This window comes from Camelimonas sp. ID_303_24, from assembly GCF_053543495.1.
Genome location: NZ_JBLLJM010000007.1, coordinates 118,913 through 144,565 on the forward strand (window position 1 = coordinate 118,913; position 25,653 = coordinate 144,565).

A 25,653-nucleotide genomic window follows, 5' to 3' on the forward strand; every position below is an offset into this window, starting at 1 on the left:
TGGCCCGGCAAGGCCGGACCACGCTTCTGGCGTCAGCGTTCCGCGCCAGCACCCGGGACGACGACAGCGCCGCCGTTGGAGGGCGCATGCTGTGGCGCGGTTTCGGCCTGCGTCGGGGCGGCTTCATCCGGCGCATCTTTCTTGCGGTCGAACAGGCGCATCACCACCACGAAGAACACCGGCACGAAGAAGATCGCCAGCACGGTCGCGGTGATCATGCCGCCCATCACGCCCGTGCCGATCGCCTGCTGGCTTTGCGAGGCGGCCCCGGTGGCGATGGCCAGCGGAATGACGCCACAGATGAAGGCCAGCGACGTCATGACAATGGGGCGGAAGCGCAGCCGGGCCGCCTCCACCGTGGCGTCAATCAGCGATACGCCAGGCTTCCAGAGTTCCTTGGCGAATTCCACGATCAGGATCGCGTTCTTGGCCGAGAGGCCAATGATAGTGATCAGGCCGATCTTGAAATAAACGTCGTTGGGCATGCCGCGCAGGTTGACCGCCAGCACGGCGCCGACGACGCCGAGCGGAATGACCAGCATCACCGCGAACGGGATCGACCAGCTTTCATACAACGCCGCCAGGCACATGAAGACGATGACGATCGACAGCAGCAGCAGCAGGGTCGCCTGCGATCCGGCTTCCTTTTCCTGCTGCGACTGGCCGGTCCAGGTGTAGCCAAAGCCGCGCGGCAACTCCTTCATCAGCCGCTCCATCTCGGCGATGGCCTGGCCCGAGGTGTAGCCGGGGGCGGGCTCGCCGGTGAAGCGCACCGACTGGTAGCCGTTGAAACCGACGATCTGCGCCGGTCCCATGCTCCATTTCAGTTCCGCGAACGACGAGACCGGAGTCATCGCGCCCTGGGCGTTTTTCACGCCATAGTTCAGGATGTCGGAGGGGTTGAGGCGCTGCAACTCGGCGGACTGGACAATGACGCGCTGCATCTTGCCCCGGTTGGGGAAGTCGTTGACGTAGACCGAGCCCAGATTGACCTGGATGGTGTTGTTGATGTCCTCGAAGCTGACGCCCAGCGCGGCGGCCTTCTCGCGGTCAATCACCAGCTCGGCCTGGGGCGCCGGCGGCAACCCCTCCACATAGACGTTGCGCAGGATCGGGCTTTTGCGGGCCAGCGACAACAGCTGTTCCTGGGCCGCCATCAACGCGGAATAGCCCTTCTGGCCGCGATCCTGAAGGCGCAGGCTGAAGCCCGAGGCATTGCCCAGATTGTCGATCGGCGGCGGCTCCAGCGCCTGGATCACCGCGTCCTTGTAGGAGGCGAGCGCCCGGTTGGTTCCATCGACAAGGCTCTTCGCCGAACTGGCCGCGTCGCGCTCCTTCCAGGGTTTCAGCGTCACGAACGCCTGGGAGGTCATCTGGCCCTGGCCGGAGAACGAGAAGCCATTGACAATGGTGACGCTGGCGACGCCTGGCTGGGCCATCAGATGCTCCTCCACCTTCTTCACCGCCGTGAGGGTGCGGTTGAAGGAGGAGCCGGGCGGCGTCTGGATGTCGACAGTGAAAAAGCCCTGGTCCTCGAGCGGCAGGAAGCCTTCCGGCATGCGCACGAAAGCGTAGCCGAGGCCCATGAGCAGGATCAGGTAGATCACCATCACCCGGCCGGAGCGTTTCAGCAGGCGCGCCACGCCGGCGCCATAGCCGGCGGTGACCCGGTCAACCTGACGGTTGAACCAGCCGAAAAAGCCACCTTTGGCATGGCCATGTCCTTTGGCAACCGGCTTGAGCAGCGTGGCGCACAGGGCCGGCGTCAGCGTCAGGGCGAGCAGCGCCGAGAAGGCGATCGACGTCACCATGGTCACGGAGAACTGGCGGTAGATGATGCCGACCGAGCCCGGGAAAAACGCCATGGGAATGAACACGGCGGTGAGCACCAGGGTGATGCCGATAATGGCGCCGGTGATCTGGCTCATGGCCTTGCGGGTCGCCTCCTTCGGCGACAGGCCCTCCTCGTTCATGATGCGCTCGACGTTCTCGACCACCACGATGGCGTCATCCACGAGAATGCCGATGGCCAGCACCATGCCGAACATGGTGAGCACATTGATCGAGAAGCCGGCGAGCATCATCACCATCGTTGTGCCCAGCAAAGCGATGGGCACGACAATGGTGGGGATCAGCGTGTAGCGGATGTTCTGCAGGAACAGGAACATGACGATGAAGACTAGGACGACGGCCTCGACGAGCGTCATCAGCACCTTTTCAAGCGACGCCTCCACCGCCGGGGTAATGTCATAGGGAATGTCCCACTTCACATTGTCCGGAAAGAACTGCGACAGCTCCTGCATGGTGGCGCGGATGGCTTTCGCGGTTTCCAGCGCATTGCCGTCCGGCGCCAGCGTCACGGAAATGCCGGCGGCCTCGCCGCCGTTCAGCCGGGTGGTGAATTTGTAGTCGTCGCCGCCAAGTTCGATGCGGGCCACGTCGCGCAGCCGCACGGTCGAGCCATCGGGATTGGCGCGCAGCACCACGGCGCCGAACGCTTCCGGCGTTGTCAGCTGGCCCTTGACGATAATCGGGAAGTTGACCTTGTGGGTCGCCGGGCTCGGCTGGGCGCCGACGGCGCCGGAGGCGACCTGGACGTTCTGGTTGCCGATCGCTTTGGTGACGTCGGCAGCGTTGAGCGACAGGCCGCGCAGCTTGTCCGGATCAATCCAGATGCGCAGCGAACGCTCGGTGGAATAGAGCGTGGCGCGGCCGACGCCGGGGATGCGGCGGATTTCGTTGATGACGTTGCGGATCAGGAAGTCGCCGAGGCTGATCTCGTCCATCGAGCCGTCGGTGGATTCCAGCGTGATGATCTGCAGCGTGGCGGCGGAGGCTTCCTCAACCAGGATGCCCTGCTGGCGCACCTCCGCCGGCAGCCGCGCCTCGACGCGCTTCAGGCGGTTCTGCACCTCGACCGAGGCGTTGTTCGGATCGGTTCCCGGCGCGAAGGTGGCGTTGATCTCGATGACGCCGAAGGAGTCCGTCGCGGATTCGAAGCTCTGGATATTGGCGGCGCCGTTCAGCTCATCTTCGATGAGGCGCGTCGTGCTGGTGTAGAGGCTCTCCACCGGCGCGCCGGGGAAGGCGGTCGACAGGGCGATCGAAGGCGGCGCGATGATGGGATATTGCGCCACCGGCAGATTGGGAATGGCGAGCACGCCGCCAAGACAGATGAAAAAGGCGATGACCCAGGCGAAAATCGGCCGGTCAATGAAAAAGCGAGCCATGAGGTCGGGTTCTCAATTCGGTTCGTCGCCCGGTCCGCGATGCGGCGTCACAGGCAACGGCGACATCGGGCGAAGCCTCCCGCGTCCACCGCCGCCAGGCGGCGGCCTGGAGGCGGGACGGCGAAAGGCGACGGCGATGACGGTCATGGGCGCCAGCCAGCCTGCCAGCGCGCGAAGATGACGGAGCGCGTGGCCACTGGCGGGCGACAGGCGCCGTCCCGCCAGCCATCAGGCGGGACCGGGCGGCGACGGTTGTGACGTCTGCGGCTGGCGCGGTCAGAGCCCGCGGGCGTCCTGCGCCGCGCCGGGTGCGCGATTGGGGCCGGAAAGGCTGGCCTGCCGGGCCGCCGGGGGCAGGGCCACGGGCTTCACTTCCATGCCGGCGGAAATCTTCTGGAAGCCCTCAACCACCACGCGTTCGCCAGGCTTCAGGCCGGCGTTGACCAGCCATGAGCCGCTGACCACCTGGCCCACTTCGACGGGCTGCAGCGCGACCTTGTTGTCGGGCTTCACCACCCAGACCTCGGCGCGGCCGTCATTGCTGCGGTGCACGGCCTGTTGCGGCACGGCGATGGCGTCGGCGTCGATGCCCTGGGCGAGGCGGGCGCGAACATACATGCCGGGGAACAGCTCGTTCTCCGGGTTCGGCATCAGCACGCGCAAGGTCACCTGGCCGGTGCCAGGGTCGGCGGTAACGTCAGAGAACAGCAGGCGGCCGTTATGGGCGTAGATGCTGCCGTCATCCATGATCAGCTCGACATTGGCGCCGTTGTCTTCCAGGTGGGCCAGTTCGCCGCTGGCGAGGTCGCGGCGCAGCTTGTTCAGCTCGCCGACCGACTGGGTGATGTCGACGTAGATCGGATCGATCTGCTGGATGGTCGCCAGCACGCCGCTGCTGGCTGTGTCGAGCAGCGTGCCCTCGGTCAGCAGCGCCCGGCCGATGCGGCCGGAGATGGGGGCGCGGACGTTGGTGTAGTCCAGGTTAAGCCGCGCGCCGTCGCGGGCGGCGCGGGCGCCGGCCACTTCAGCCTCCGCCTGCTTTTGGGCGGCGATCGCGGCGTCGTACTGCGCCTGGCTGGCGATATGGCGCGCCAGCAGCGTGTTCATGCGTTCGGCCTGCTGCTTCGCCAGCACCAGGCTGGCTTCAGCCCGATGCAGCGCCGCGTCGCTGCGGGCCAGCTCAACCTGGTAGGGGGCGGGGTCGATCTTGTAGAGCAGGTCGCCCTCATTGACCTTGCTGCCCTGCTCGAAAGCGCGCTTGACCACGAGGCCGCTGACGCGGGCGCGCACCTCGGCGACGCCGCGCGCCGTGACGCGACCAGGCAACTCGCGGACCAGCGGAACCGGCTCCTGCCTGACCGTGATGAAGGAGATTTCCGGCGCCGTCGTGGTGGCGGCGCCGGAGTTGGCGCTGGCCTGTGGCTGGTCGCAGGCGGCTGTGGCCAGTGCGAGGGCGATGGCGAGGCAGGGCGCGCCATAGCTGGCGAGGCGGGTGCGCGAGGCGTTGATCTTCATGAGACTGTCCGTCCGTCCTTGACGATCGCCGCGACGGGCCGGGACAGCGCCAGCATTCCCGAAAGCGGGGACGTGGCGCGCCGGGCGGGCGACCGGATACAGGGAGAATTGTCGGGTTGATGCTGTGCGGGCGGACGGCGAGGCGGCGCGACGCGCGTCTGGCGCGTGCGACCTGGCCGGCGCGGCGGGCATCAGGCCCTTGGCGGACGCTCTTGCGGGTACTGGAGGCCTGAGGGGCGCCGGCTTTGCAGTTGGGGCGCGGGAGCCTGGAAAACAAACGGCGTGATCACCGGCGCGGGCTGGCAGAAAATCAGGTCCGGGCCACCGGGGTCGGGGCAATAATGCCGCGACTCCACATAACGCTCCGGAATGTCGCCCCGGGCTTTCTCAAGCACCTGAATCCGGCTGGAGTAGAGCGCCGGGGTCACAACCCGCGCGACGTTCAGCAGGGGACGGGCATCCGGCGCCGGGGGCGCAGTCGTCAGGCGATGCGCTGTGCTGGCCTGGGCCAGGGCAGGCGCAAGATACTGCGCTGACGGAAATATAATTCCCACCAGGAGCAGCAGCATCACGCTGAGAATTGAGAGGCGCGTCCGGATCATCCGCCTGTACTTACGAAGGGTAAGGTAGCGTCGCAACGGGTCTGCGGCGTTCTGCCGCCGCATGCCCGCCGGATGGGCGTCCGTTGTCCCCGTCAATGTTTAAGCAATGATGAACGCCGCCCGGCCTGCAAGCTTCCGGGCGCAGGTCACGCCGTGGGCGCATCGCCAGAAGCCCTTGCGCTGCCTGATGACTTTATCTGGGCGCCCGGAATCGTGACATTGTATCGTGGCATTCTGGCATCCAGTCATTTTCAGCGGGAAGCGGGCCCAGCATGTTGCGCACAACGTCCAGACTGGCGATCGCCGGCGGGCTGATTTTCCTGGTCTGTCTGGTTCTGGGGGTGGTTGCGCCGCGCGGGGCCGGGCAGCCGGAGACGTCGGGGCCAGAAACGCACCCGGTCGCCGTGCTGGGCAACCTCATTCATACCGACGTGGCGATTCCGCTCGACGCGGAGATCGCGGCGCGTTTTGGCTTTCTCGCCGACGCCAGCCTTCCCCTCAACCATCCCCATGCCCGCTGGCTGGTGATCGGCTGGGGCGGACGCAGCTTTTATACGGAAACGCCCACCTGGGCTGATCTGAAGCCCCTGCCGGTGCTCCGCTCCCTGACGCGCGACAGCTCGGTGCTGCACGTGGAAATTCGCAGCCGGCTGGCCGGCGATGGCGCGCCGATGCGCAGCTACAATCTCGACCGGGCCAGCTATGAGCGGTTGCTGGGGTTCATCGAGCAATCCTTTCGCCGTGACGGCGGCAAACCCGTTGCGCTCGCCGGTTTGTCCTACGGCCCTGACGACGGATTCTTCGAGGCGACCGGCGCCTTCAACATGCTGGCCGGCTGCAACACCTGGACCGCGGCCGCCTTGCGGGAGGCGGGATTGCGCACCGGGTGGTGGACGCCGCTGCCAGTGACCTTGCGCTGGGCGCTGGACCTGCACAATGGGCGCGCCGGCGGGCTGGCCGCCACGCCCGGAAACGGGTCGCGCGCCCGGCGCTGATGTTGCCGGGCGCGCCAGTCCAGGTCAGGCGACGCCGCGCGCGCGCCCTTCCCAGTACGGCTTGCGCAGCTCGGTTTTCAGCACCTTGCCAATGCTGGATAGAGGCAGGGCTTCACGGAACTCCACGCTGCGCGGGCATTTGTAGCCGGCGATGCGGGTGCGGCAGTGCGCGACAATCTCCTCGCCACTCGCATCGGCGCCGGGCTTGAGCACAATCACCGCGTGGACCTGCTCGCCCCATTTTTCGCTGGGAACGCCGATGACGGCGATCTGCGCGATGGCCGGATGGCTGGCAATGGCGGTTTCCACCTCCGCCGAATAGACATTCTCGCCGCCGCTGACGATCATGTCCTTGAGCCGGTCGCAGACGTAGACGAAACCGTCCGCATCCATGTAGCCGCCGTCTCCGGTATGCATCCAGCCGTTGCGCAGGGCCTCGGCGGTTTCGGCCGGCTTGTTCAGGTAGCCCAGCATCACATTGGGGCCGCGCACCACGATTTCGCCAACCGTTCCGCGCGGAACCTCGTTGTCATCCGGATCGACGATGCGGACTTCCATGCAAAGCCCCGGCCGCCCGGCTGAATACATCTTGCCGGTTTTCTGATGCTCCTGCGTATGCCAGTCGGGCCCCAGCGTGGTGGCGATGGGCGACAGCTCGGTCATGCCATAGCCCTGCATGAACCCCGCTGACGGGAAAGCGGCGCGGGCGCGGTCCAGCAATGCCGGGGTTATGGGCGAGGCGCCATAGGTGACGCTGCGCAGGGAGGTGAGATCAAGCGCCGCCGCCGCCGGATCGCGATCACGCCAGTCCAGCACCATCTGGAGCATGGTTGGCGCCAGCATGATGTCGGTGACGGCGTCCCGGGCGATCGCCGCCAGGGTGTCGCCTGGCGTGAAGGCCGGCATCACCACGTGGCTGCCGCCGCTGAGGAAGAGGGCGCACATGCCGGCATAGTCCGCCAGATGAAACATCGGCATGGCGTGCAGGAAGGTGGCGTCCCCGCCATAGCTGCCATTGTTGAGGGCGGCGAGCGTCGAGAAAGCGATGTTGTTGTGGCTGAGCATGACCCCCTTGGGGAAGCCGGTCGTGCCGCCGGTGTAGAACACGCCAAGCAGCGCGTCGCCCCTGCGGCGGGCGTCGGCCACGGGGGCGGCGGCGGCGATCAGGGCCTCATAGCTGAGCATGCCGGGCGGGGTTTCGCCGTTGCCGGCATAGATGAGCGTGCGCACCGTGCGCGCCGAGGCGGCGACTTTCCGCCCCATGTCCGTGAAGGTGTCGTCGACGATCAGCACGGCGGGTTCGCAGTCGTCCATGGAGTAGACGATTTCTGCTTCGCTCCAGCGCGTGTTGACCGGCGCCAATACCGCGTCGGCCCATGGAACGGCGAGATAATACTCAATGTAGCGTCTGGAGTTCAGCGACAGCATCGCCACCCGGTCTCCGGAGGCGACGCCGATGCCTTTCAGCGCCGCCGCCAGCCGGGCGACGCGGTCGCCCAACTGGGCGTAGGTCACGGCGCCGTCCGGCCCGCGGATGGCGATGACGTCAGGTTTGGCCTGTATCTGCCGGTGCAGGCCCTGGGTGATGTACATGCGCTCCTCCGGGTTCTGGTTATTTGGAGCGAGATGCGTTCATGTGGAGCCGCGCCTCGCTCTAACGCATTGTTTCGCATGACGGTTCGCGAGCGGCTGGCATCCATCTGTTCGCATCACGCGATGGGCCGCTGCTGTCATTCACCTGACCGTCGCCTGAAGATCAGAGCGAACGACCGGCCAGCTCACGCTGGATTTCATTGGCGCCGCCATAGATGCGGGCGACGCGGGCGTCCGCCCACATGCGGGCGATCGGGTACTCGTTCATGTAACCGTAGCCGCCGAAGAACTGGAGGCAGCGGTCGAGCACTTCGCTATTACGCTCAGTTAGCCAGAATTTTCCAAGGGAAGCGAGCGCTGAATCCAGTTTTCCTTCCACCCATTGCTGGATGATGTGGTCACAGAACGTGCGCGACGCCAGAACCGTTGCCTTGACGTCGGCCAGGCTGAAGCGGGTGTTCTGGAAATCCAGAACCGGTTTGCCGAAAACCTGCCGTTCGCGGGTGTATTCCAGGGTGAGGGCGAGGGCGCGCTCCATCTGGGCGGCGGCGGCGATGGCGATCTGGGCGCGCTCATAGGGCAGCTGCTTCATCAGCGTGAAGAAGCCCTGGCCTTCAACGCCGCCAAGCAGGCAGTCGGCAGGAACCACAACGTCATCGAAGAACATCTCGGAGGTGTCCGACGACTGCAGGCCGACCTTGTCGAGGCAACGGCCGCGCCGGAAGCCGGGCAGCTTCGTGTCGACCAGCAGAAGCGACACGCCGCGCGCGCCGGCGCCCTGGTCGGTCTTGGCGACCACCGCGACCATGTCGCTCAGTTGCCCATTGGTGATGAAGGTCTTGGCGCCGCTGACGATGTAATTGTCGCCGTCGCGAACCGCCCGCGTGCGCACCGCCTGGAGGTCGGAACCCGTCCCCGGCTCGGTCATCGCCACCGAGCAGATGACCTCGCCAGAGGCGATCTTCGGCAGCCAGCGGCGTTTCTGCGCCTCGGTGCCGTCAGAGAGAATGTAATGGCCGACGATGTGATTGATGCCGAGGCCAAGGCCGGAGACGCCGGCATAGCTGAATTCGCTGATAAGCGCCGCCACATGCGCCGGCGTGCCGCCTGAACCGCCGTATTCTTCTGGAATGTCGGGCAGGATAAGGCCCATGTCGCCGCAGGCGCGCCAGGACTCGCGGTCCGCCTGATGCTGCTGGCGCCACTGCTCCTCGCGCGGCGCAAGCGTATCGCGGGAGAAACGCCGCACTTCATTGGCGAACAGCTGGATGTCATCCGTCATCCATGGCGCGTGATAATTTTCCAGCATCTGGGTTCTCATGCGGTTTGTGCAAAGGGCCGCCCGATCCGGGCCGCCAGGTCGGGGGCAGGTCAGCGGAGCGCCGGGTCTGGGGCTTCGTGAACCCAGACCCGGCCGTGTGTCAGAGGCTGCCGAAGCCGCCGCCGCAGACGACGGTCTGGCCGGAGACGTAGTTGGCCTCGGGCAGGCAAAGCATGACCACCGAGCCGGCGGCCTCGTCCGGCGTGCCGGGACGACCAAGCGGGATCACCGAGGCGGCTGCGTCGATCATCGCCTGCTGGATGCCGACCTTGATCTCGCGACCTTCGATGTTGACGGTCTTGCTGGCGCCGCCGGCGAGCGCCTGGGTCAGGCGGGTTTCGATGTGGCCGAAAGCCACCGCGTTGACGTTGACCTTCATGCGACCCCACTCGCGGGCCAGGGTCCTGGTCATGCCGATAATGCCGGCCTTCGCGGACGAGTAGTTGGTCTGGCCGGCATTGCCGCCAGCGGCCACCGAGGAAATGTTGACCACCTTGCGGAAGACTTCACGCCCTTCAGCCGCCTCTTTCTTGGCCTGGGCGCTGATGACCGGCTGTGCGGCGCGCAGGATGCGGAACGGCGCCGTCAGATGGCAGTCAATGATGGCGTACCACTGTTCGTCGCTCATCTTCTGGATGACGTTGTCCCAGGTGTAGCCGGCGTTGTTGATGATGATATCGATGGCGCCGTAGTTTTCGATCGCGGTGCGGACGAAACGGTCGGCGAAGTCGACGGCCGTGACGCTGCCGACGCAGGCGACGGCTTCGCCGCCCTGGGCGCGGATCTCGCGGACAACCTCGTCAGCCGGGCCGGCGTCGAGATCGTTCACCACGACTTTTGCGCCGTAGGCGGCGAGCTGGTGCGCCACGCTGCGGCCAATGCCGCGACCGGAGCCGGTGACAAGGGCGACCTTACCTTCAAGCTTTCTCATGACAAGTCTTTCAACGTCCAGTGTATGTGAGATGACGGCGGATCAGGGCAGGGCGACGATGGCTTCGCCGGCCAGTTTTTCTTCGCCGTACTGGTTGCTGCAGCGAATTTGCAGGCGGACGCGTTTTTCGCCGTCGGCCTCAAACTTCTCGACGATCTTTCCGGTGCATGTCGGCACATGGCCGAGCTGGGTGATGCCGGTGAACCGCATCGAGAAATTGCGGATCTGTCGCTGCGGAACCCAGTTGGTCAGCAGGCGGCCGAGATAGGCGGCCGACAGCATGCCGTGGGCGAACACATCCGGCATGCGCGCTTTGCGGGCGAAATCCAGATCGATGTGGATCGGGTTGTGATCGCCGGAGGCGCCGGCGTAGAGCGCCAGCGTGAAGCGGCTGACGGGCTTTTCCTTCAGCAGCGGGATTTCGTCGCCGACATTGACGCTGGAATATTGAACCTGGGTCATGACGCGGCTCCTTAACGCTGCACGACGGCGCTGCGGACGTCAGCGATATGCTCGCCATCCTGATTGGTGACCCGGGTCTGGGTGACAACGAACTGGAGAGCGCCGCCCTTCTTCTCGTAAACATCTGCGACGGAGGTGCTGAAGGTCAGCACATCTCCGGCAACCGCGGGCTTGTGGTAGTCGAACGCCTGTTCAGCATGCAGGATCCGGGCGACTTCGAAGTCATAGATCTTCAACTGTTCTTCGAGGTCCCGGCCTTCGCCGCCGAGGCACATCAGAAATGTTGGCGGAACGGGAAGGGATTTGTAGCCGGCCGCTTTCGCCGCCGCCTCATCGGTGTAGACGGGATCGGTTTCGCCGATGGCCTTGGCGAAGAAACGCAGGCGGCCTTTTTCGACTTCGACTGTCGTCTCGCCGAGCGAACGACCAATCAGACTTCTGTCGGGCAAATTATGTCCTCCGGTTGATGCTGTTACGCGTGGTTTTTGTGCGCGTGGTTTTGCTCAGTTGCGGCCGTAAAGGGTGACGACGCAGGCGCCGCCAAGGCCAAGATTGTGCTGAAGCGCCATCTGCGCGCCGTCCACCTGGGTGGCCTGCGCGGCGCCGCGCAGCTGGCGGGTCAGCTCGTAGCACTGGGCGAGGCCGGTGGCGCCGAGCGGGTGGCCCTTCGAGAGCAGGCCGCCGGACGGGTTGGTGACGACCTGGCCGCCATAGGTGTTGTCGCCGTCCATCACGAATTTTTCCGCGCCGCCGACGCCGCAGAAGCCCAGCGCTTCATAGGTGAGCAGCTCGTTGTGGGCGAAGCAGTCGTGCATCTCGGCGACGCGGATATCGCGCGGGCCGACGCCAGCTTTCTCATAGACCTCGTTCGCGGCGCGCCGGGCCATGTCGAAGCCGACCATCTGGATCATCGACGGCGGGTCGAAGGTGATCTGGCGGTCTGTCGTCATCGACTGGGCGAGGATGGCCACGTCGGTGCGCAGGCCATGTTTGCGGGCAAAGCTTTCCGACACCACCAGGGCCGCGGCGCCGCCGCAGGTGGGCGGGCAGGCCATCAGGCGCGTCATCACGCCGGGCCAGATCACCTGGTCGTTCATGACGTCGTCCGTGGTGACGACCTTGCGGAAGATAGCCAGCGGGTTGTTGGCGGCGTGCCGGCTCGCCTTGGCGCGGATCGCCGCGAAGGTCTCCATCCGGGTGCCGTACTTCTGCATGTGCTCGCGGCCCGCGCCGCCGAACATCCGCAGGGCTCCCGGGATGCCGGTGACGTCGCCGGTCAGCTCCGCGACGATCGGCGCGCCCTTGGCCATGGCCGGCGGGCGATCATCCCAGTGGGACTTCAGCGCGCCAGGCTGCATCTGTTCGAAGCCCAGCGCCAGGGCGCAGTCCACCGCGCCGCTTTCAACCGCCTGGCGGGCAAGGAACAGCGCGCTGGAGCCGGTGGAGCAGTTATTGTTGACGTTGACGATCGGCGCGCCGCTCAGGCCGACCTCATACAGCGCCGACTGGCCGCAGGTTGAGTCGCCATAGACGTAACCGACAAAGGCCTGCTGGATCAGGTCATAGCTGGCGCCGGCGTCCTTCAGGGCCTCGCGCACCGCTTCCGCGCCCATCTTCACATAGGAGCCGCTGGCGCCGGGCTTGGTGAACGGGATCATGCCGACGCCGGCGATGCAGACTTTCTGTGTCATCGTGAACTCCTGGCCCGAAATGAGCGCGCGGCGGAGGGCGCGCGGACGGTTCATGGGCGCAGGGTCGTCAGTTCAGGGCCTGGTGTAACCTGGTCATGATGGGTGGGATTGGCCGCAAAAAATCCCCCACCAAATGGGTGGGGAGCGAACGGCGGCAGCAAAGCGCGGGGGCGATGGGCGCGGGGAAGTGGCGCGTTCAGGGCGAACCCGGCCGCGCGCCCTGTTTGCTCCGTTCGCGGACGGCCAGGATGGCTTCGTAGCGGGTGGATACGCCGAGCTTCATGAAGATGTTGCGCAAGTTCCACTTCACCGTCTGGGCGCTGATATCGAGGGCCTGGGCAATCCGCTTGTTGGGCATCGCCTGTTCCAGCAGATCGAGAATCTGCGCCTCCCGCGGGGTCAGGGCGGCGGCGCTCTTGCGGTCCCCGCCAGCGCGCCCGGCCCCGGCCAGCGGCGCGTCCTCCCCGGCGCCGGCGAAGCGACGCGCCAGCAGCTGGCGCCGGTACGCCTGCAGGGCCCGGTCGCCTGGTTTTGGCAGGCTGGCGAGCAACTGGCGCAGCGGCTCCCCCTCATCAAGGAATGTTCTGACAAGGCCCAGCTCATATCCGCTGCCCAGGGCGGCGGTCAGGCAGGCGGCGGCTTCGTCGTCCCGCTCCAGGTCAGCGAGCGCCAGGGCGCGCACGACGCGGGCGGTGACAGCCAGTTGCCCGCGCCGCAACTGGCCGGCCACCGCGTCCACCGCGTCGAGCGCTTCCAGGGCGGCGTCTCCTTCGCCGCGGGCCCGCGCCAGCCGCGCCCTGGAAAGCGCCGCAATGGCCCGGATTTCCCTGTCGAGCACCCGGTTGCCCGCATGGCGGCGATCCAGTTCCTCAAGTTCCTGAAGCAGGACGCCGGCCTTGCGCCAGTCGCCCTGGCGCCAGGCCTCGCTATCCAGTTCAAGCCGCAATTGCTCGGCGACCATCAGCGCCACGCCGCGCTCAAGCCCGCGCGCGCGAAAGTGCTCCGTCCTGGCGGCGAGATAGCTCGCGGCTATGGCGGGCGAGTCGTGGATGGCCTGCAGCCGCGCCACACACAGCGCCGCGGCGATGGCGCAGGCCGGAACGGAAAAGCGCAGCATGTCCATGCGCCGCGCCAGCAATTCGCCGACCCCGGCCGTGTCATCGAATTCATATGCGATCTCGGCCATCGTCGCCGCGATCATGCAGGCGCTGAGAGAGCGCGGGCCGTGGGCGCCCTCGGCCAAAGCGAGCAGGGGCGCCGTGAGGCGCTGGGCTTCCAGGAAGTTTCCCTGAACCAGCTCCACCATGACCGCCGCGTTGCGCGCGATCAGCGACGGTTCGTGATTGTCGCGGGTCATGATGTTCCGGGCCTCGGCCCGCGCTTCCGCATAATGCCCCTGCCGCGCCAGAACGCCGATCACCAGGCCAAGCCGGATGTGCTCCAGCTGGGCGTTGGCCAGACGCCCGGTCATGAGTGGGGCGATTGCGGCGCGGCAAGCTTCCTGATCGTCACGCTGGACGGCGATCATGCCATTGGCGAGGATAATGCGCGCGCGGTGCCGGTCGCTGGCGCCGCCGCTTTCCATCCGGGCGATGAGGGCTGTCGCCTGGTCCGGCCGGGCGGTAAGGGCATAGGCCCATGCGCCGAGGACGGCCAGCTTCGGGCGCTGGCTGACGACGTCGACGGGCAGGCCCTCGATCCAGCGCGTGAACAGGCCGACTTCATTGAGGTTCCGGGTCGGGCGCAGCGTGCGCTCCATCACGTTGATGGCGAGATCGAAATCCTCACTCGGCAGGGCGTGCCGGAACGCCTCTGTGACGAGGTTTTCCCGGGCGAACCATTCCGCCGCCCGGCGGTGCAACGCGCGAACCTCAACATTGCTCTGGCCGAGCTTGCCGTTGAGATATTCGATGAACATGGGGTGCAGCCGGTACCACTGGTGGCGGCCTTCCAGATCAACCGGTTGCAGAAACAGGTTGAGGCCGCCGATCGTGGCGAGCATGTCGGCCGCGTTGGCGGCGCCGGTGACATGGGCGGCCAGCTCCGCATTGAAACGCCGCAAAATGGAGAGCTTCTGCAGGAAATCCATCAATCCTTCCGGAAAGCCGGCGAGCACGTCTTCCGTCAGATAGGCGTTCAGGTCGTCGCTGTTGGGCTGCGCGCCGCTCCAGCCGATGCGTCGGCGGTGGCCGGCTTTCAGCGCGATGGCCGTCAGCTGCAGGCCGATGGGCCAGCCGTCGGTCTGCGCGTGTATGCCATGCGCCATGTCCAGATCGATGTGCGGATCAAGGTTCGATCTGAGAAACGCCAACGACTCACGGAAGCTGAAGGCCAGATCGGCGGCCGCGATCTCGCACAGGTGGCCCATGGCCCGCAACCGCCCCAGTTGCAGCCCTGGCGCGGTCCGTGAGGCGATGATGGCGTGCAGATTGACCGGGCCGCCTTCCACCAGCAGTTGCACCAGCTGTTCAATGCGCGGGTCGCCCGTGTGGTGAAAATCATCGACCAGGAGAAATATCTCGGCGTCGCCGTGCGCGAATGCATTGATGAGCGTCGCCGCCACAGCCCTGAGCTCATCGTCGCCATCCGCCTCGGCGGGCATTGGCAATTCGTCGCCGGGAAGCAGGCCCGCCTGCTGCAGGCCGCCGGTCAGGCTGGCGCAGAACGCCGGAAAACTCCGCTCGTCGGTTGACAGCGAAACCCACAGCACGGAGGCGTCGTGGCGCAGCAGTTCGAGCCGGATCTGGGCCAGCATGGTCGTCTTGCCAAAGCCCGCGCCTCCGGTGACCAGCGTGAGCCGGCTGTGTCGCACCCGGCCAAGCAGTGCGGACAACGCCTCCCGCGCCACCGGATGCAGGGGCAGCCGTGGCGGGGCGAATTTTGTGCTCACCAGCAAGGGCGTCGACGTCATCGTTCCAGGCATCCCGTTCCCCGGCGCGCCATGCATCTGGAGACCGCGCCTGCCAGGCTGGACCAGGTTTTCCTGAACAGGTTTTCCTGGTTCCCGAATTTGCGCGGTCGCCCCGACGCCAGCTGGCCGTCGTGCTCGCGGTTGCGTCCGGTTTCGCAGACCCCGGCCGCCCGGCCGCGCCGGGATGATTCATGGCTTTCCGGCCGGGCGCAACCGGGCGCCCGCCAAATGTGGGCTTTTTGCGCGGGACGGCGTGTCTGGCGCCGTCGTCGCGGGCCTGGTCCGCTTCCCGGCTGGCTTGTGTCAGGCTGTGGTCTGACCAGGCGCCGGGTCAAGTTTCATGGTCGTGAGGCGCCGCCGCAGCCATTCCGCAGCCGGGCCGGAAGGTTTCTGCTTGTGCCAGACGACGTCCAGCGCGACCGGCCATTCGCCCGCGTCAAACTCCAGTTCCGGTATCGCCAGTTCGCGCGCGACCGGCGAACTGTCGACAATGTGGGCGGGGATCAGCGCCCAGCCGACGCCGTGCCTGAGGATCTGCATGATCACCCAGTGGCTCTCGACCCACCAGACCTCCGCCGCGATGCGCAACCTGTGACGCTCGGCGCTTTCGTTGCGCACGGTGACCATCAGCTGGCGATGGCGCTTCAGGTCCTCCCAATCAACCCGCGTCTGCGCCAGCGGATGGCTTTTTCCGCAAACCAGCTTCAGCGGCGCCCAGCCGATGGTTTTGAAGCCCAGCTCCGGCGGCAGGTTTTCCTGCCGCCACATCACGCCGATCTGGGCCTTGCCATCCAGCACCAGGCGGCTGACGTCCTCCATGATCGGGAACAGCAACTCCAGCTCCACATGGGGAAAATGCCCGGCGAACGCGGCGCACAATTCGCCCACCATGGCTTCGGGATAGAGCTCGTCGATCGCCATGACCAGCCGCTTCTCGACGCGGGCCTCGAAGCTGCGGGCGACGCCGATAAAATGCGCGCGCCGGTCGAGGATGATTTTTGCTTCCGGCAACAGCCGCGCGCCCGCCGCGGTGAGCGCCGGGGTTCTGCCGGCGCGGTTGAACAGCGCGGTCCCCAGGTCTTCCTCCAGATTGGCGATATGGGTGCTGACCGCCGATTGCGCCTTGCCCAGCCGCCGCGCCGCGCCGGAGAAGGAGCCAGCGCCGGCTGCCGCCACGAAGGCCTCCAGCTGTTCCATGGAAACGGACATCTATCTGCTTTCCAGATGTTATCTAACTTCTGTATCCAGAAATATCAGATAGAAGCGCGTCGACAAACACGAAAGGACCTGATGATGACGCGTTCCTTCTCCGACCGGGTCCGGCACGCGCTGCTGTTCGAGGTGATTGGCCTGGCGATTTTCATGCCGGGGGCGGCGTGGCTGTTCAACCAGCCGCTCAGCCATATGGGCGTTATCGGCGTCGTCTCGGCGACCGTCGCGACCGTGTGGAACTTTGTCTATAATCTTGGCTTTGACCACGCGATGATCCGGCTCACGGGCAGTCCCGCCAAGACGCTGCTGATCCGCGTGGGGCACGCGATCCTGTTTGAGGCCGGCCTTGTGCTGCTCCTCGTCCCGGTCATTGCCTGGTATCTTGGCATTTCCTTCTGGACGGCCCTCGTCATGGACGTGGCGATCGTGACCTTTTACCTGGTCCATGCATTTGTGTTCAATCTTGCCTATGACCGGATCTTCCCGATCCCGGCTGGCGTCCCGGCCGCGCGCGACGTCCTGGCGTGAGCGTCCGGTCAGTAACGGATCGCGGCGCGCAGACCGAAGATCGCTGCATTCCTGATCCGCGCGCCAGCGGGGTCGCGCGGATTGGCGATGCCCCCACCCGGCCGGAACACATACTGGAAGTCCGGCTGCACCGTGACGCCCGGGGCCAGCACGGCCTGATAGGTCAGCTCCAGAACGGCTTCGCTGCTGCGCCTTGGGCCGGGCTGTCGCGATTGCAGGATCGCATTCATGTCCAGGTCGCGCGCATCGCGGGAAATCCGCGCGAACGCAAAACCCACGCCGATGGTATCGTCGGACCTGCCGCGCAACAGACCCTTGTAGCTCACGCCGGCGTCGACATAGAGGTCGACCAGGTTGCGATCCGATGGTGAAACCGCGACCCGGACGAACGCCGAGGCGCCGTCATTTGGATCGCGAGCCTCGCGATAGATCGTCTGGTCGATCATGGCGTAGACGCCGCTGTCGCCGCGCCGGCTGCGCGCGGCGCCGACGTCTGCCGGACTGCCCGACAATTGCCAGGTTTCGCCAGGGCGCAGGTCATTGAACCGGCCGAAATGCGTCCAGCCGCCTACCGTCACGGTTCCGGGTTTGATCCTGTCCCGGGCGCCGAGGCCATAAGCATATGCCGCTTCAGCAATGATCAAAGCCGGATCGCCGGTCCGGAAGTTGACGCCGCCGCGGTTGAGCCGCTGCGGATCAGCGTCCCGCCGGCCGACGCCCGCCGGGTCGCCATTGAACAGGCCAATCTGGAAGGAAAAATTCCTGTCCGGCGTATATTTCGCGCGGACTCCCGGCGTCGCCAGGGGGTAGGCCGGGCCGCCGGCCGGCAGATTGGCGGCGAGAATTCCTGGCCAGCCGAAGGTTCCATTGACGAACAGCGTGCCGGTCTGGCTAACGGCGAACTCGGTGTCGGCGGCGAGTTGCCCGGCGCGAATGCTCAGGACGTCATTGAAAAATTTCTGCTCGAACCAGAGTTCGTAGAGACGGGTGGAGGGAAGGGCCTCGATGCCGCTGACCGTGAGCATGTTGCCGACGTAATAACGCGACAACCCGGTTCCGTGGATCTGGTACAGGTTGGCGTGGATGCTGGCGCCGCGCCAGCCCAGCAGCTTTTCCAGATCCGCATCGGCCTGAACATCAAGACGGCCATCGTAGACGCCGCCGCGCCGCATGCCCCCTGAGGCGACGCCAAGCACCTCGCCAATATAGGTGAAGCTGTAGCTGACGCCGCGTTGCAGCAGCCAGGCGCGCATGCCGCCTGGGTCGCCGCGCGGACCGAGAAGCTCCTGGATGGAGGTGGTGAGATTGGCGGAAGGCTTGGCGGACGTCTCGGGCTGGGCAACCGAGGTCTGGGGATCGCCGCCGGCGCCCTCGGCATTGTCAACAAATGGCGTTTCGGAGGCGATGCGCCGCGCCTCGGCTGGAGAAGCGCCCGTTGGCTGCGCGTTCGCCGGCGGGATGGCCGCCAGCACACCCACCCAGAGTACAGTCAGGGACCTGACCCATGTCACGTAACGACTCTCCAGATAGTGCTCCCGCTACTTTCAAGCCCACCTGTACCACACTCCTGTGACATGTCCGCCGTTACGCAGGCCGGCGCACGTTTTCCCTGGCTTTGCGCCCGGCGTCGTGAAACCGGCCCCGGAAAAGCAGAAGGGCCGGCGAAACGCCGGCCCTTCCAGTGTCCATGACAGGCGCGAGCGCGTCAGAAGCGGACGGCGAAGTTACCCTTCACCGAATTGTCCTGGGCGCGCTCGGCCAGCTGACCGGTCCACGCCACGCCGAGCGTGACATTGGCGGCGATGTTCATGTCCAGTCCCGCCTCAAGCAGCAGGCTGTTGCGGGCGATGGGCGCGCCCGTGACATTGAAGGAGGATGCGCCGCCGGCGAGGGACATCCAGCTGCGCGGATCGACATCGCCGAAGGCATGGCGCCAGCCGATGACGCCGCGCGCCGTTACAGCGTAGCCATTGGCCATGGCGAAGGTGTGGGCAATCCGGGCGCCGAGCGTGGTGAACGCCGTGTTCATGTCGCTGGTTTTGCCCATGAGAGCGGCGGCGCCGCCATACTCCTGGAAGCGATCGCTATCCAGGTTAACCCAGGCCACGTTCAGGAAAGGCTCGACAGCCGTGGCGCCGAAGCGGGCCGCATAGCTGGTTTCGCCGAATACCTGGGCGACGCCGGACCGGTAGGAGCTGCGCGCGCTGTCGGCGAAGCCGGGGAAGGCGACGCCACGGCGGGCATCCGCGTCGTTCCAGGTGTAGGCAGCGCCGAAACGCACGCCAATCGCGCCGAAGGTGCTGCCGCCGTACAGGGCAAGGTGATAGCTGTCCACCGAGGCCGAGGAGAGCCGCTGGTCCACATCCACCGACGTGCGGGTATAGCCGGCGGCCAGGCCGAAGCGCCAGGTATCGAACACCGGCGCGTCAACGCCAGCGAGGAAGCCTGCGGATGAGCGCTCCGCTTTCGCGCTGGCGCCGTGCGCGGCGCTGGCATGCCCCCAGGAGCCGAAGCCCTGGCCCCAGATGGTGGCGTTGAGGCCAGAGGCTGCCTGGGTCCGGGCGCTGTTCGCGGTGGCGACCGAACCGCCAAACGCCTGAAGCAGGCGGTTGTTCACGGCGTCGCGCACCTGACGGCTGTCTTCAATCAGGGCGCCGGCGAGCGAAGCGTGAGCCTCACCGGAGATCGCGTCGAACGCCTGACGGGCGCCCGCTGCGGATGTTTGCAGGGCGACCTGCCCGAACAGCGCATTGGTTACCGGCAGGCGGTCAATGGCGGTGGCGGCGGAGGCCTGGTTCGGCGTCAGCGCCACCGAAGCCATGGTGACATTGCTGCGACCGATCGTGACGTAAGCGTTATGTGCGTCATAGCTCAGTGACGGCGCGAGGAAGATGTATCCCACGCCATTCGACCAGGCGACGCCGCCGTCGAAGGATGAGCCGCCAAAGCCGCCGCCAGCCGAAACGATCGTGTAAGCCGTACCGACAAGGAAGCCGCCGTTGGCCGGCCATGGCGAGACTTCGACCCGACCGGCGAGGTTGGCGACGCCGGCCACAGCAATCAGGTCCGCCTGGCCAGCCGCATTGATTTCGGCCTGGTATACGGAGGTTCCAGCCAGGTTCAGGTTGCCGCCAACCTGCACCAGGCCAATCGAATTGCCTGGCCGGAGCATGCCATAGTTGATGAGGTTGCCGCCGATGCGCCAGTTGCCGCCCTGCGCCGAGGAAGCGTCCACGCTGACATCGCCGCCAACGATGATTGGCGCGCCGAGCGACCCGCCAGTCGACGAGGATGAGTTGCTCAGGGTAACGTCGCCGACAATGATTGCGCCGGCTGGACTGAAGGTCAGCTGCGTCTGGGAGACGGACAGGACGCCTTCGATGACGGTGCCGTCGCCGAAGTTCATGGCGCCGCCGCGCTGGTGCGAGGTGAAGTTGCGGACGCCGTAGGCCACGCCGCTCCAGTTGGCGCCTGCGCCCAGCTCCAGGTCGGTGTAGCCGGTGGTCTTCACGCCCTGGTCAACGATGTCGCCGCGCGAGGACGAGCCATCGGCCAGCGTCAGCGAAATCTTGCCGCTGTCGCCGCCCGCGCCGCTACGGTCGACCGAGAGCAGCACGCCCGAAGCGCTGCCGAGTTGCGCGCCGGAGCCAACCAGGATGCCGACGCTCTGGTCCGCCTTGCTGAAGGAGGTGGCGATGGTCGCTGTCGCTCCCTGAACGGAGACATTGTTCAGCGCCAGCGCGGCGTTGTTGTGGATGCGGACGGCGGCGTCCTGGGCCGAGGCGATGGAGCCGCCATTGACATTGGCCGTTGCGCCGTCGCCCAGCGCCAGACCCGCGCCGCCCGCGCCGCCCGCCGTGAGGGAGCCGCCAGCCATGTTGATCTGGCCGCCAGCTTCGGCAACGGCGCCATGGGCATTCTCGCCCGAGGCGGCAATCGCGACATTGGTGAGGTTGATGACGCCGCCGGTTGCGCCGGCGCGGTCGTTGTTGGCGACGACGCCATGGGCGCCTGCGCCGGAAGTGGCGATGCTGGAATTGGCCAGATCGATGCGGCTTTCGCTTTCCACCTGGGCGCCGAAGCTGGTCGCGCCGGAGGTGGTGATGGCGACGCCGCTGGCGTTGATGACGCCGGCGTCAACGGCGTGGAGGCCGAGGGCGTAGACGCCGCCGGTAGCGATATTGCCGCCGGTCAGATTGATGGTTCCGGCGCTGCCGGTGGGGTAGGTTGCGCCACCGGTGCCATTGGCGCCGGTCTGCACCGCATGGGCGCGATCGCCCGTTGTGGTGATGTTGGCGCTGCTGTTGATGACGGCGCCGTTGTCGGCGAGCAGGCCATAGGCGCGCTGGCCCTGGGTGTTGATGGAGCCGCCGTTCAGCGTGGCTTCGGAGCCGGCGCCGGTGGCGTAGACGCCGTAGGCCCAGTCCTGGGTCGTGCTGATGGAGCCGCCGGTCACATTGGCCGAAGCGCCGGCCGCCACGACCAGACCCATGGCATTGGCGCCAGTGGTGGTGATCGCAGTGTTGGTGAGGTTGATGACGCCGCCGGTTGCGCCGGCCTGGTCATTGTTGGCGACGACGCCATGGGCGCCTGCGCCGGAAGTGGCGATGCTGGAATTGGCCAGATCGATGCGGCTTTCGCTTTCCACCTGGGCGCCGAAGCTGGTCGCGCCGGAGGTGGTGATGGCGACGCCGCTGGCGTTGATGACGCCGGCGTCAACGGCGTGCAGGCCAAGGGCGTAGACGCCGCTGGTGCTGATATCGCCGCCGGTCAGATTGACGGTTCCGGCGCTGCCGGTGGGGTAGGTTGCGCCACCGGTGCCATTGGCGCCGGCGTTGACCGCGTGAGCATTTTTGCCCGCCGTGGTGATGTTGGCGCTGCTGTTGATGACGGCGCCGGTATCGGCGAGCAGGCCATAGGCGCGCTCATTGCTGGTGTTGATGGAGCCGCCGTTCAGCGTGGCTTCGGAACCGGCGCCGGTAGCGTAGACGCCAAAAGCCCAATCCTGCGTCGTGCTGATGGAGCCGCCGGTCACATTGGCCGAGCCGCCCTTTTCAACACGCACGCCATTGCCGCCAGCGGTGTTGATCGTGGTGTCCGTCAGGTTGACGACGCCGCCGGCCGCCCCGGTGCGATCATTATTGGCAAGCACGCCATGGCTGCCGCCAACAGTGCTGATGCTGGAGCCTGTGATGTTGATTTCACTGTTGCTCTCGGCGTGGGCGCCGGGGCTGTTTGGGCCCCTGGTCTCGACCGTCACGCCATTGGCGGTGATGACGCCCGAATCGACGGCGTGCAGACCGACAGCATAGTCGCCGTTGGTAACGATGTTGCCGCCAGTCAGGGTGACCGTGCCGGCGCTGGAGCCATCGTAAGTGTTGCTGCCGGTGCCGTTGAAGCCAGCCTGGACGGCGTGTCCGCGGTCGCCTGTCATGGTAATGTTTGCGCCGCTGGTGATCTCACCGCCCTTGCCGGCGAGCAGGCCAAAGCCCCGCTGCGCTGTCGAGCTTGTCGCGTAGAGATTACCGTTCACCACGGTGGCGACGCCATTGTTGGTCGCGTAAACCGCCCGTTTGCCGGTCCCAGCGTTGATGTTGACGTTGGTGTAAGGGCCGACGGTTACGCCATCGGCGACAATCGGAGTGGTAACGCCAGAAAAATCTGCGTAGGCGAAGCTGACCCCCGAAGCCATGGTCATAACGGCCGATGATGCCAACAGAAGCGCACGGCGCCGACGAGCCGCATGCGCCGCGAGTTTCCGGCGCGCGATCGTACCGCTATCAATCATAAGAATTATACCCCATACCCCAATAGAACCTGAGTCATGGCCATTTGAGTTGCTCAAGTCAATGGTGGTTGTAAGTGATTTAGAATGCGCGACAGGGGGGAGTTTGAATTTTGCCGACATTGGGTTGAAGTTGTTTGTCTCTATTGAAAGCTAATGACGCAGGCGGTTTCCGGTAAATGCCTGACGGAGAAAATATGAATATCCTTAATGCAGGTTAAATTTTTGGTAGATTATAGTGTCATAATTTTTTGCAAAAACGTATACAATCCAATTGCTGTACGGGCAGCGTCGTATAACTGGCTATCAGCGCTTCATGATCACGCACGCCGCCATGCCATATCTTTGACTGAAGCCGCCTGGCTGGCGCATTCCCCCCACGTCCGGCGACGGTCGTTCGCGGCAGGATGCGTCAGCCAGGCTGATTGTGCTCAGAGCAGGTCGAGGCTGCCCAAAGCCAGCGCCTGACGGGCCGGGCGTTCGGCCATGACCGCGAACATCTCGTCGCCGCGCTCCGTGCGCGCGACGCTCATGGAGGCGAACACCGCCATGAAGTACCCGCTGAGGGCGCCGATGCGGTAGTCGGTCCACAGGCTGTCGATGTCCGGCGCGACGCCTGCGGCCGACAGGGCGCTGATCCAGTGCTCGAACGCGGGTCGATCCGCCGCGGCGCGCGCGATGGGGTCGGCGATGCTGGTGCCGACCAGGTAAGCGATGTCGGTCGCCCCGCTGCCGCGCCCCAGTGTTTGCCAGTCAACCAGCCAACACCGCTGGTCATCTGGCGAGAACAGCACATTGTCGATGCGCAGGTCGCCGTGAACTAGGGTGCGCGCCGCATGAGCGCGGGCCAGATAGGCGTCCAGCCGCTGGACAAGGCCGGCGCCCAGGTCCAGGGCCTCGGGCGCCAGGCGCGTGGCGTAGCGCTGTCTGAAGCCCTCATAGAATCGGGGGAACAACGCGCGGACAGTATCGCTGCTGTCATGCGCCAGCCAGGGCAGCTGGTCGAGGCGCGGGTCATTCCACAGCAGCGCGTGCAACCGGGCCGCAGCCGTGATGCATGGCCTGAGATCCGCAAAACCCAGTCCAGCCAGCTGGTCGCCCTGTCGGGCTGGCGTGAGGTCTGACAGGACCAGGATGAAATCAACCTGGTTTGGCGCGATGTCGGCATGGAAGCAGACGGGCGCGGGAACGCCGCTTCCGGCGGCAAGTTCCTGGTACCAGCTGACTTCTTTTTTATAGGTTCCTGTCAATGCCGCGATATTGCGGCTTGCTTCATCATGGCTGGGACATTTGACGATGACGCTCGCCGGGCTGGTGGCGGCGTCACGCCAGTCGAGGGTCAGGCGGAAACTGTCGCACATCTGCCCGGTGCCGACCTTCTCGGCGGCGAAGCCGCGCAGGGCGTCCGCTTCCCGCCCCAGCGCGGTTGCCAGCCAGGCCGGGCTCATGGCTTCAGGGGTTGCTGGAATGCTCATGGCCTGGGCTCCATCAGGCCGGACAGCCCGGTCGGCGCATGGGGGCCAACAAACATCTGCTCCAGCACGCCAAGGCCCTGACGCCTGGCGCCATCGCCGGTCAGTTCTGCGGTGACGAGGGCCTGGATGTGCATGGCCAACGGATTGGACCAGCGCCGGGCGGCTTCATCCATGCTGTCGTGAGCCACGGCAAGATCCGCTCCATGGTCCAGACCATGGCCCCATTCCGGATGTCCGTAACCGAGGCCGCTCATCGCAAACACCGGCCCTGTCGGCGCAAGCGTCAGCAAGCGGCCCGGCGCGAGCTCCGTCTGCAGCCGGGTGATGCGGCGTGTTCCTGGCTGCCAGTCGATGGAGAAGGTGGCGCTATCGAAATGGCGCTCGGCTCCGCCATCAGCGGCAATCACCGCCCGGCGGTTCCAGGCCTGGCCCGCCGCATCGTCATTGGTGTGGAAGAACAGCGAGCAATCATCGAAATTGCATGGGGTCCACAGCCAGAAGAACTGTGAAAAACTGCCCGCCGGCGGTGGCTGTGGCTCGCGTGCGCCAACCGGGCGGATGCCCCAGCTGCGATCGCGCGTGCCGCTCCAGCCTGGGCCGGCCTCCACGCGCGCGCCATTAACGGACAGCCAGCCCTGCCAGTGGCCGTTCTGGGTCAGGCGCGTGTAGTCCATGAACAGGCGCGTGCCATTGCGGCGGATAAAGCGGGGTTCCTCGATTGGGAAATGCCGGCCGGTGAACGTCAGCTCCCCCGCAAGCGGGCCATCATTCGCGGCGATGCGCAGGGTCAGGACTTCCAGCGGCGCGTCAACCGAAATGGCGATGGGGCCAACCGTCAGGTCAAGCCGTTCACCAGCGGACCGGCGGCTGGCGCGCAGGTTGTACTGGACGCCGCCGGCCAGAACGCAGAAGGCGGCGTCAACAATGCCAAGCTGCGGATAGAACCCCATGGCTGCAGCGAAAAACACTGACCCGTCAGGGCTGTAACCGTTAAAGAAATAACGGTCATAAAAATTGCGGTCTGTCCCGGCAAATGCGACGGGTTCGCTGGTCTGATGCAATGGAAAATCATCGCCCCGTGTCAGCATTTCCTTATCCCTTTCCCTGATTGACTTTATTTTTGTCTCCAGGCCGGGACAGCGGTTCCAGCCTGGTTTCCTGATGCGGGCCGGCGACCAGGCAAATGGCGCATTTCCATTTTCCGGGGCGGGCGCGATCAGCCAACAGGGCGATGACCGCGCCGGCGGTCGCAGGCGGCGCTGCCGCCGCACTGGCGAAGTGGCCGCGCGTTGGGGCTCCCCCGTCCTGGCCAGGGGCCTTTTGGGAGCGGCTTTCGGGAAGCGCCGCCACCCTGGAGCAGGAAGACCGTTGGCCTCAATGCGACAGACAGAATCCTGACGGC

Annotated in this window: 17 protein-coding genes; 2 read left to right on the top strand and 15 right to left on the bottom strand. The window is 65.9% G+C overall.

Translation table 11 applies throughout. The features are described from left to right. Nucleotides 1-32 precede the first annotated feature (32 nt). From ACERNI_RS09565 to ACERNI_RS09575, 3 genes are all read right to left on the bottom strand, one after another. Nucleotides 33-3,230, bottom strand: a complete 3,198-nt coding sequence (locus ACERNI_RS09565) for a multidrug efflux RND transporter permease subunit (protein WP_448833057.1) — start codon at nucleotides 3,228-3,230, stop codon at nucleotides 33-35. Between the two features lie 276 nt (nucleotides 3,231-3,506). Next, nucleotides 3,507-4,745, bottom strand: a complete 1,239-nt coding sequence (locus tag ACERNI_RS09570) for an efflux RND transporter periplasmic adaptor subunit (RefSeq protein WP_448833058.1) — start codon at nucleotides 4,743-4,745, stop codon at nucleotides 3,507-3,509. Between the two features lie 191 nt (nucleotides 4,746-4,936). Next, nucleotides 4,937-5,443: a hypothetical protein gene (locus ACERNI_RS09575; protein WP_448833059.1), complete on the bottom strand. Its 507-nt coding sequence runs from the start codon at nucleotides 5,441-5,443 to the stop codon at nucleotides 4,937-4,939. Nucleotides 5,444-5,619: 176 nt separating this feature from the next. Between ACERNI_RS09575 and ACERNI_RS09580 the strand changes: the two genes are divergently transcribed. Further along, on the top strand, nucleotides 5,620-6,342 hold the full coding sequence (locus ACERNI_RS09580; protein WP_448833060.1) for a TIGR02117 family protein: 723 nt from the start codon (nucleotides 5,620-5,622) through the stop codon (nucleotides 6,340-6,342). A 24-nt stretch (nucleotides 6,343-6,366) separates the two neighbouring features. Here ACERNI_RS09580 and ACERNI_RS09585 read toward each other — a convergent pair whose 3' ends face one another. The 8 genes from ACERNI_RS09585 to ACERNI_RS09620 all read right to left on the bottom strand — a co-directional run bounded on the left by ACERNI_RS09585 (nucleotide 6,367) and on the right by ACERNI_RS09620 (nucleotide 16,460). After that, nucleotides 6,367-7,935 carry a long-chain-fatty-acid--CoA ligase gene (locus tag ACERNI_RS09585; RefSeq protein WP_448833061.1) on the bottom strand — a complete coding sequence of 523 codons (1,569 nt, stop codon included), beginning with the start codon at nucleotides 7,933-7,935 and terminating at the stop codon, nucleotides 6,367-6,369. A gap of 163 nt (nucleotides 7,936-8,098) precedes the next feature. Beyond that, nucleotides 8,099-9,244 (bottom strand): acyl-CoA dehydrogenase family protein, encoded by a 1,146-nt coding sequence (locus ACERNI_RS09590; protein ID WP_448833062.1) that lies wholly within the window; start codon nucleotides 9,242-9,244, stop codon nucleotides 8,099-8,101. A gap of 112 nt (nucleotides 9,245-9,356) precedes the next feature. Continuing rightward, nucleotides 9,357-10,187, bottom strand: a complete 831-nt coding sequence (locus ACERNI_RS09595; RefSeq protein WP_448833063.1) for an SDR family NAD(P)-dependent oxidoreductase — start codon at nucleotides 10,185-10,187, stop codon at nucleotides 9,357-9,359. 42 nt (nucleotides 10,188-10,229) lie between these two features. Next, on the bottom strand, nucleotides 10,230-10,649 hold the full coding sequence (locus ACERNI_RS09600; protein WP_448833064.1) for a MaoC family dehydratase: 420 nt from the start codon (nucleotides 10,647-10,649) through the stop codon (nucleotides 10,230-10,232). Nucleotides 10,650-10,660: 11 nt separating this feature from the next. Continuing rightward, nucleotides 10,661-11,098, bottom strand: a complete 438-nt coding sequence (locus ACERNI_RS09605; RefSeq protein WP_448833065.1) for a MaoC family dehydratase N-terminal domain-containing protein — start codon at nucleotides 11,096-11,098, stop codon at nucleotides 10,661-10,663. 54 nt (nucleotides 11,099-11,152) lie between these two features. Next, nucleotides 11,153-12,340: a lipid-transfer protein gene (locus ACERNI_RS09610; protein WP_448833066.1), complete on the bottom strand. Its 1,188-nt coding sequence runs from the start codon at nucleotides 12,338-12,340 to the stop codon at nucleotides 11,153-11,155. Nucleotides 12,341-12,536: 196 nt separating this feature from the next. Next, nucleotides 12,537-15,251, bottom strand: a complete 2,715-nt coding sequence (locus ACERNI_RS09615; RefSeq protein WP_448833067.1) for a LuxR C-terminal-related transcriptional regulator — start codon at nucleotides 15,249-15,251, stop codon at nucleotides 12,537-12,539. A 303-nt stretch (nucleotides 15,252-15,554) separates the two neighbouring features. Next, on the bottom strand, nucleotides 15,555-16,460 hold the full coding sequence (locus ACERNI_RS09620) for a LysR family transcriptional regulator (protein ID WP_448833068.1): 906 nt from the start codon (nucleotides 16,458-16,460) through the stop codon (nucleotides 15,555-15,557). An 81-nt stretch (nucleotides 16,461-16,541) separates the two neighbouring features. Between ACERNI_RS09620 and ACERNI_RS09625 the strand changes: the two genes are divergently transcribed. Continuing rightward, nucleotides 16,542-16,991, top strand: a complete 450-nt coding sequence (locus ACERNI_RS09625; protein ID WP_448833069.1) for a PACE efflux transporter — start codon at nucleotides 16,542-16,544, stop codon at nucleotides 16,989-16,991. A gap of 8 nt (nucleotides 16,992-16,999) precedes the next feature. Here the strand turns inward: ACERNI_RS09625 and ACERNI_RS09630 are convergent, their stop codons facing one another. The 4 genes from ACERNI_RS09630 to ACERNI_RS09645 all read right to left on the bottom strand — a co-directional run bounded on the left by ACERNI_RS09630 (nucleotide 17,000) and on the right by ACERNI_RS09645 (nucleotide 25,339). Further along, entirely contained in the window at nucleotides 17,000-18,502 is a 1,503-nt protein-coding gene (locus ACERNI_RS09630) for a carbohydrate porin (protein WP_448833070.1), read from the bottom strand. 194 nt (nucleotides 18,503-18,696) lie between these two features. Beyond that, nucleotides 18,697-22,683, bottom strand: a complete 3,987-nt coding sequence (locus tag ACERNI_RS09635) for an autotransporter domain-containing protein (protein WP_448833071.1) — start codon at nucleotides 22,681-22,683, stop codon at nucleotides 18,697-18,699. A gap of 524 nt (nucleotides 22,684-23,207) precedes the next feature. Beyond that, entirely contained in the window at nucleotides 23,208-24,251 is a 1,044-nt protein-coding gene (locus ACERNI_RS09640; RefSeq protein WP_448833072.1) for a phosphotransferase, read from the bottom strand. Then, nucleotides 24,248-25,339, bottom strand: coding sequence for a hypothetical protein (locus ACERNI_RS09645; RefSeq protein ID WP_448833073.1), 1,092 nt, complete (start codon nucleotides 25,337-25,339; stop codon nucleotides 24,248-24,250). Before ACERNI_RS09645 ends, ACERNI_RS09640 begins: the two co-directional genes overlap by 4 nt. Nucleotides 25,340-25,653 lie beyond the last annotated feature (314 nt).

Bases quoted from the DNA above. Each gene is read 5' to 3' on its own strand.
- ACERNI_RS09565 (WP_448833057.1), bottom strand. From the start codon at position 3,230: ATGGCTCGCTTTTTCATTGACCGGCCGATTTTCGCCTGGGTCATCGCC.
- ACERNI_RS09570 (WP_448833058.1), bottom strand. From the start codon at position 4,745: ATGAAGATCAACGCCTCGCGCACCCGCCTCGCCAGCTATGGCGCGCCC.
- ACERNI_RS09580 (WP_448833060.1), top strand. From the start codon at position 5,620: ATGTTGCGCACAACGTCCAGACTGGCGATCGCCGGCGGGCTGATTTTC.
- ACERNI_RS09585 (WP_448833061.1), bottom strand. From the start codon at position 7,935: ATGTACATCACCCAGGGCCTGCACCGGCAGATACAGGCCAAACCTGAC.
- ACERNI_RS09590 (WP_448833062.1), bottom strand. From the start codon at position 9,244: ATGCTGGAAAATTATCACGCGCCATGGATGACGGATGACATCCAGCTG.
- ACERNI_RS09595 (WP_448833063.1), bottom strand. From the start codon at position 10,187: ATGAGAAAGCTTGAAGGTAAGGTCGCCCTTGTCACCGGCTCCGGTCGC.
- ACERNI_RS09600 (WP_448833064.1), bottom strand. From the start codon at position 10,649: ATGACCCAGGTTCAATATTCCAGCGTCAATGTCGGCGACGAAATCCCG.
- ACERNI_RS09610 (WP_448833066.1), bottom strand. From the start codon at position 12,340: ATGACACAGAAAGTCTGCATCGCCGGCGTCGGCATGATCCCGTTCACC.
- ACERNI_RS09615 (WP_448833067.1), bottom strand. From the start codon at position 15,251: ATGACGTCGACGCCCTTGCTGGTGAGCACAAAATTCGCCCCGCCACGG.
- ACERNI_RS09620 (WP_448833068.1), bottom strand. From the start codon at position 16,460: ATGTCCGTTTCCATGGAACAGCTGGAGGCCTTCGTGGCGGCAGCCGGC.
- ACERNI_RS09625 (WP_448833069.1), top strand. From the start codon at position 16,542: ATGATGACGCGTTCCTTCTCCGACCGGGTCCGGCACGCGCTGCTGTTC.
- ACERNI_RS09635 (WP_448833071.1), bottom strand. From the start codon at position 22,683: ATGGCTTCGGGGGTCAGCTTCGCCTACGCAGATTTTTCTGGCGTTACC.
- ACERNI_RS09640 (WP_448833072.1), bottom strand. From the start codon at position 24,251: ATGAGCATTCCAGCAACCCCTGAAGCCATGAGCCCGGCCTGGCTGGCA.
- ACERNI_RS09645 (WP_448833073.1), bottom strand. From the start codon at position 25,339: ATGCTGACACGGGGCGATGATTTTCCATTGCATCAGACCAGCGAACCC.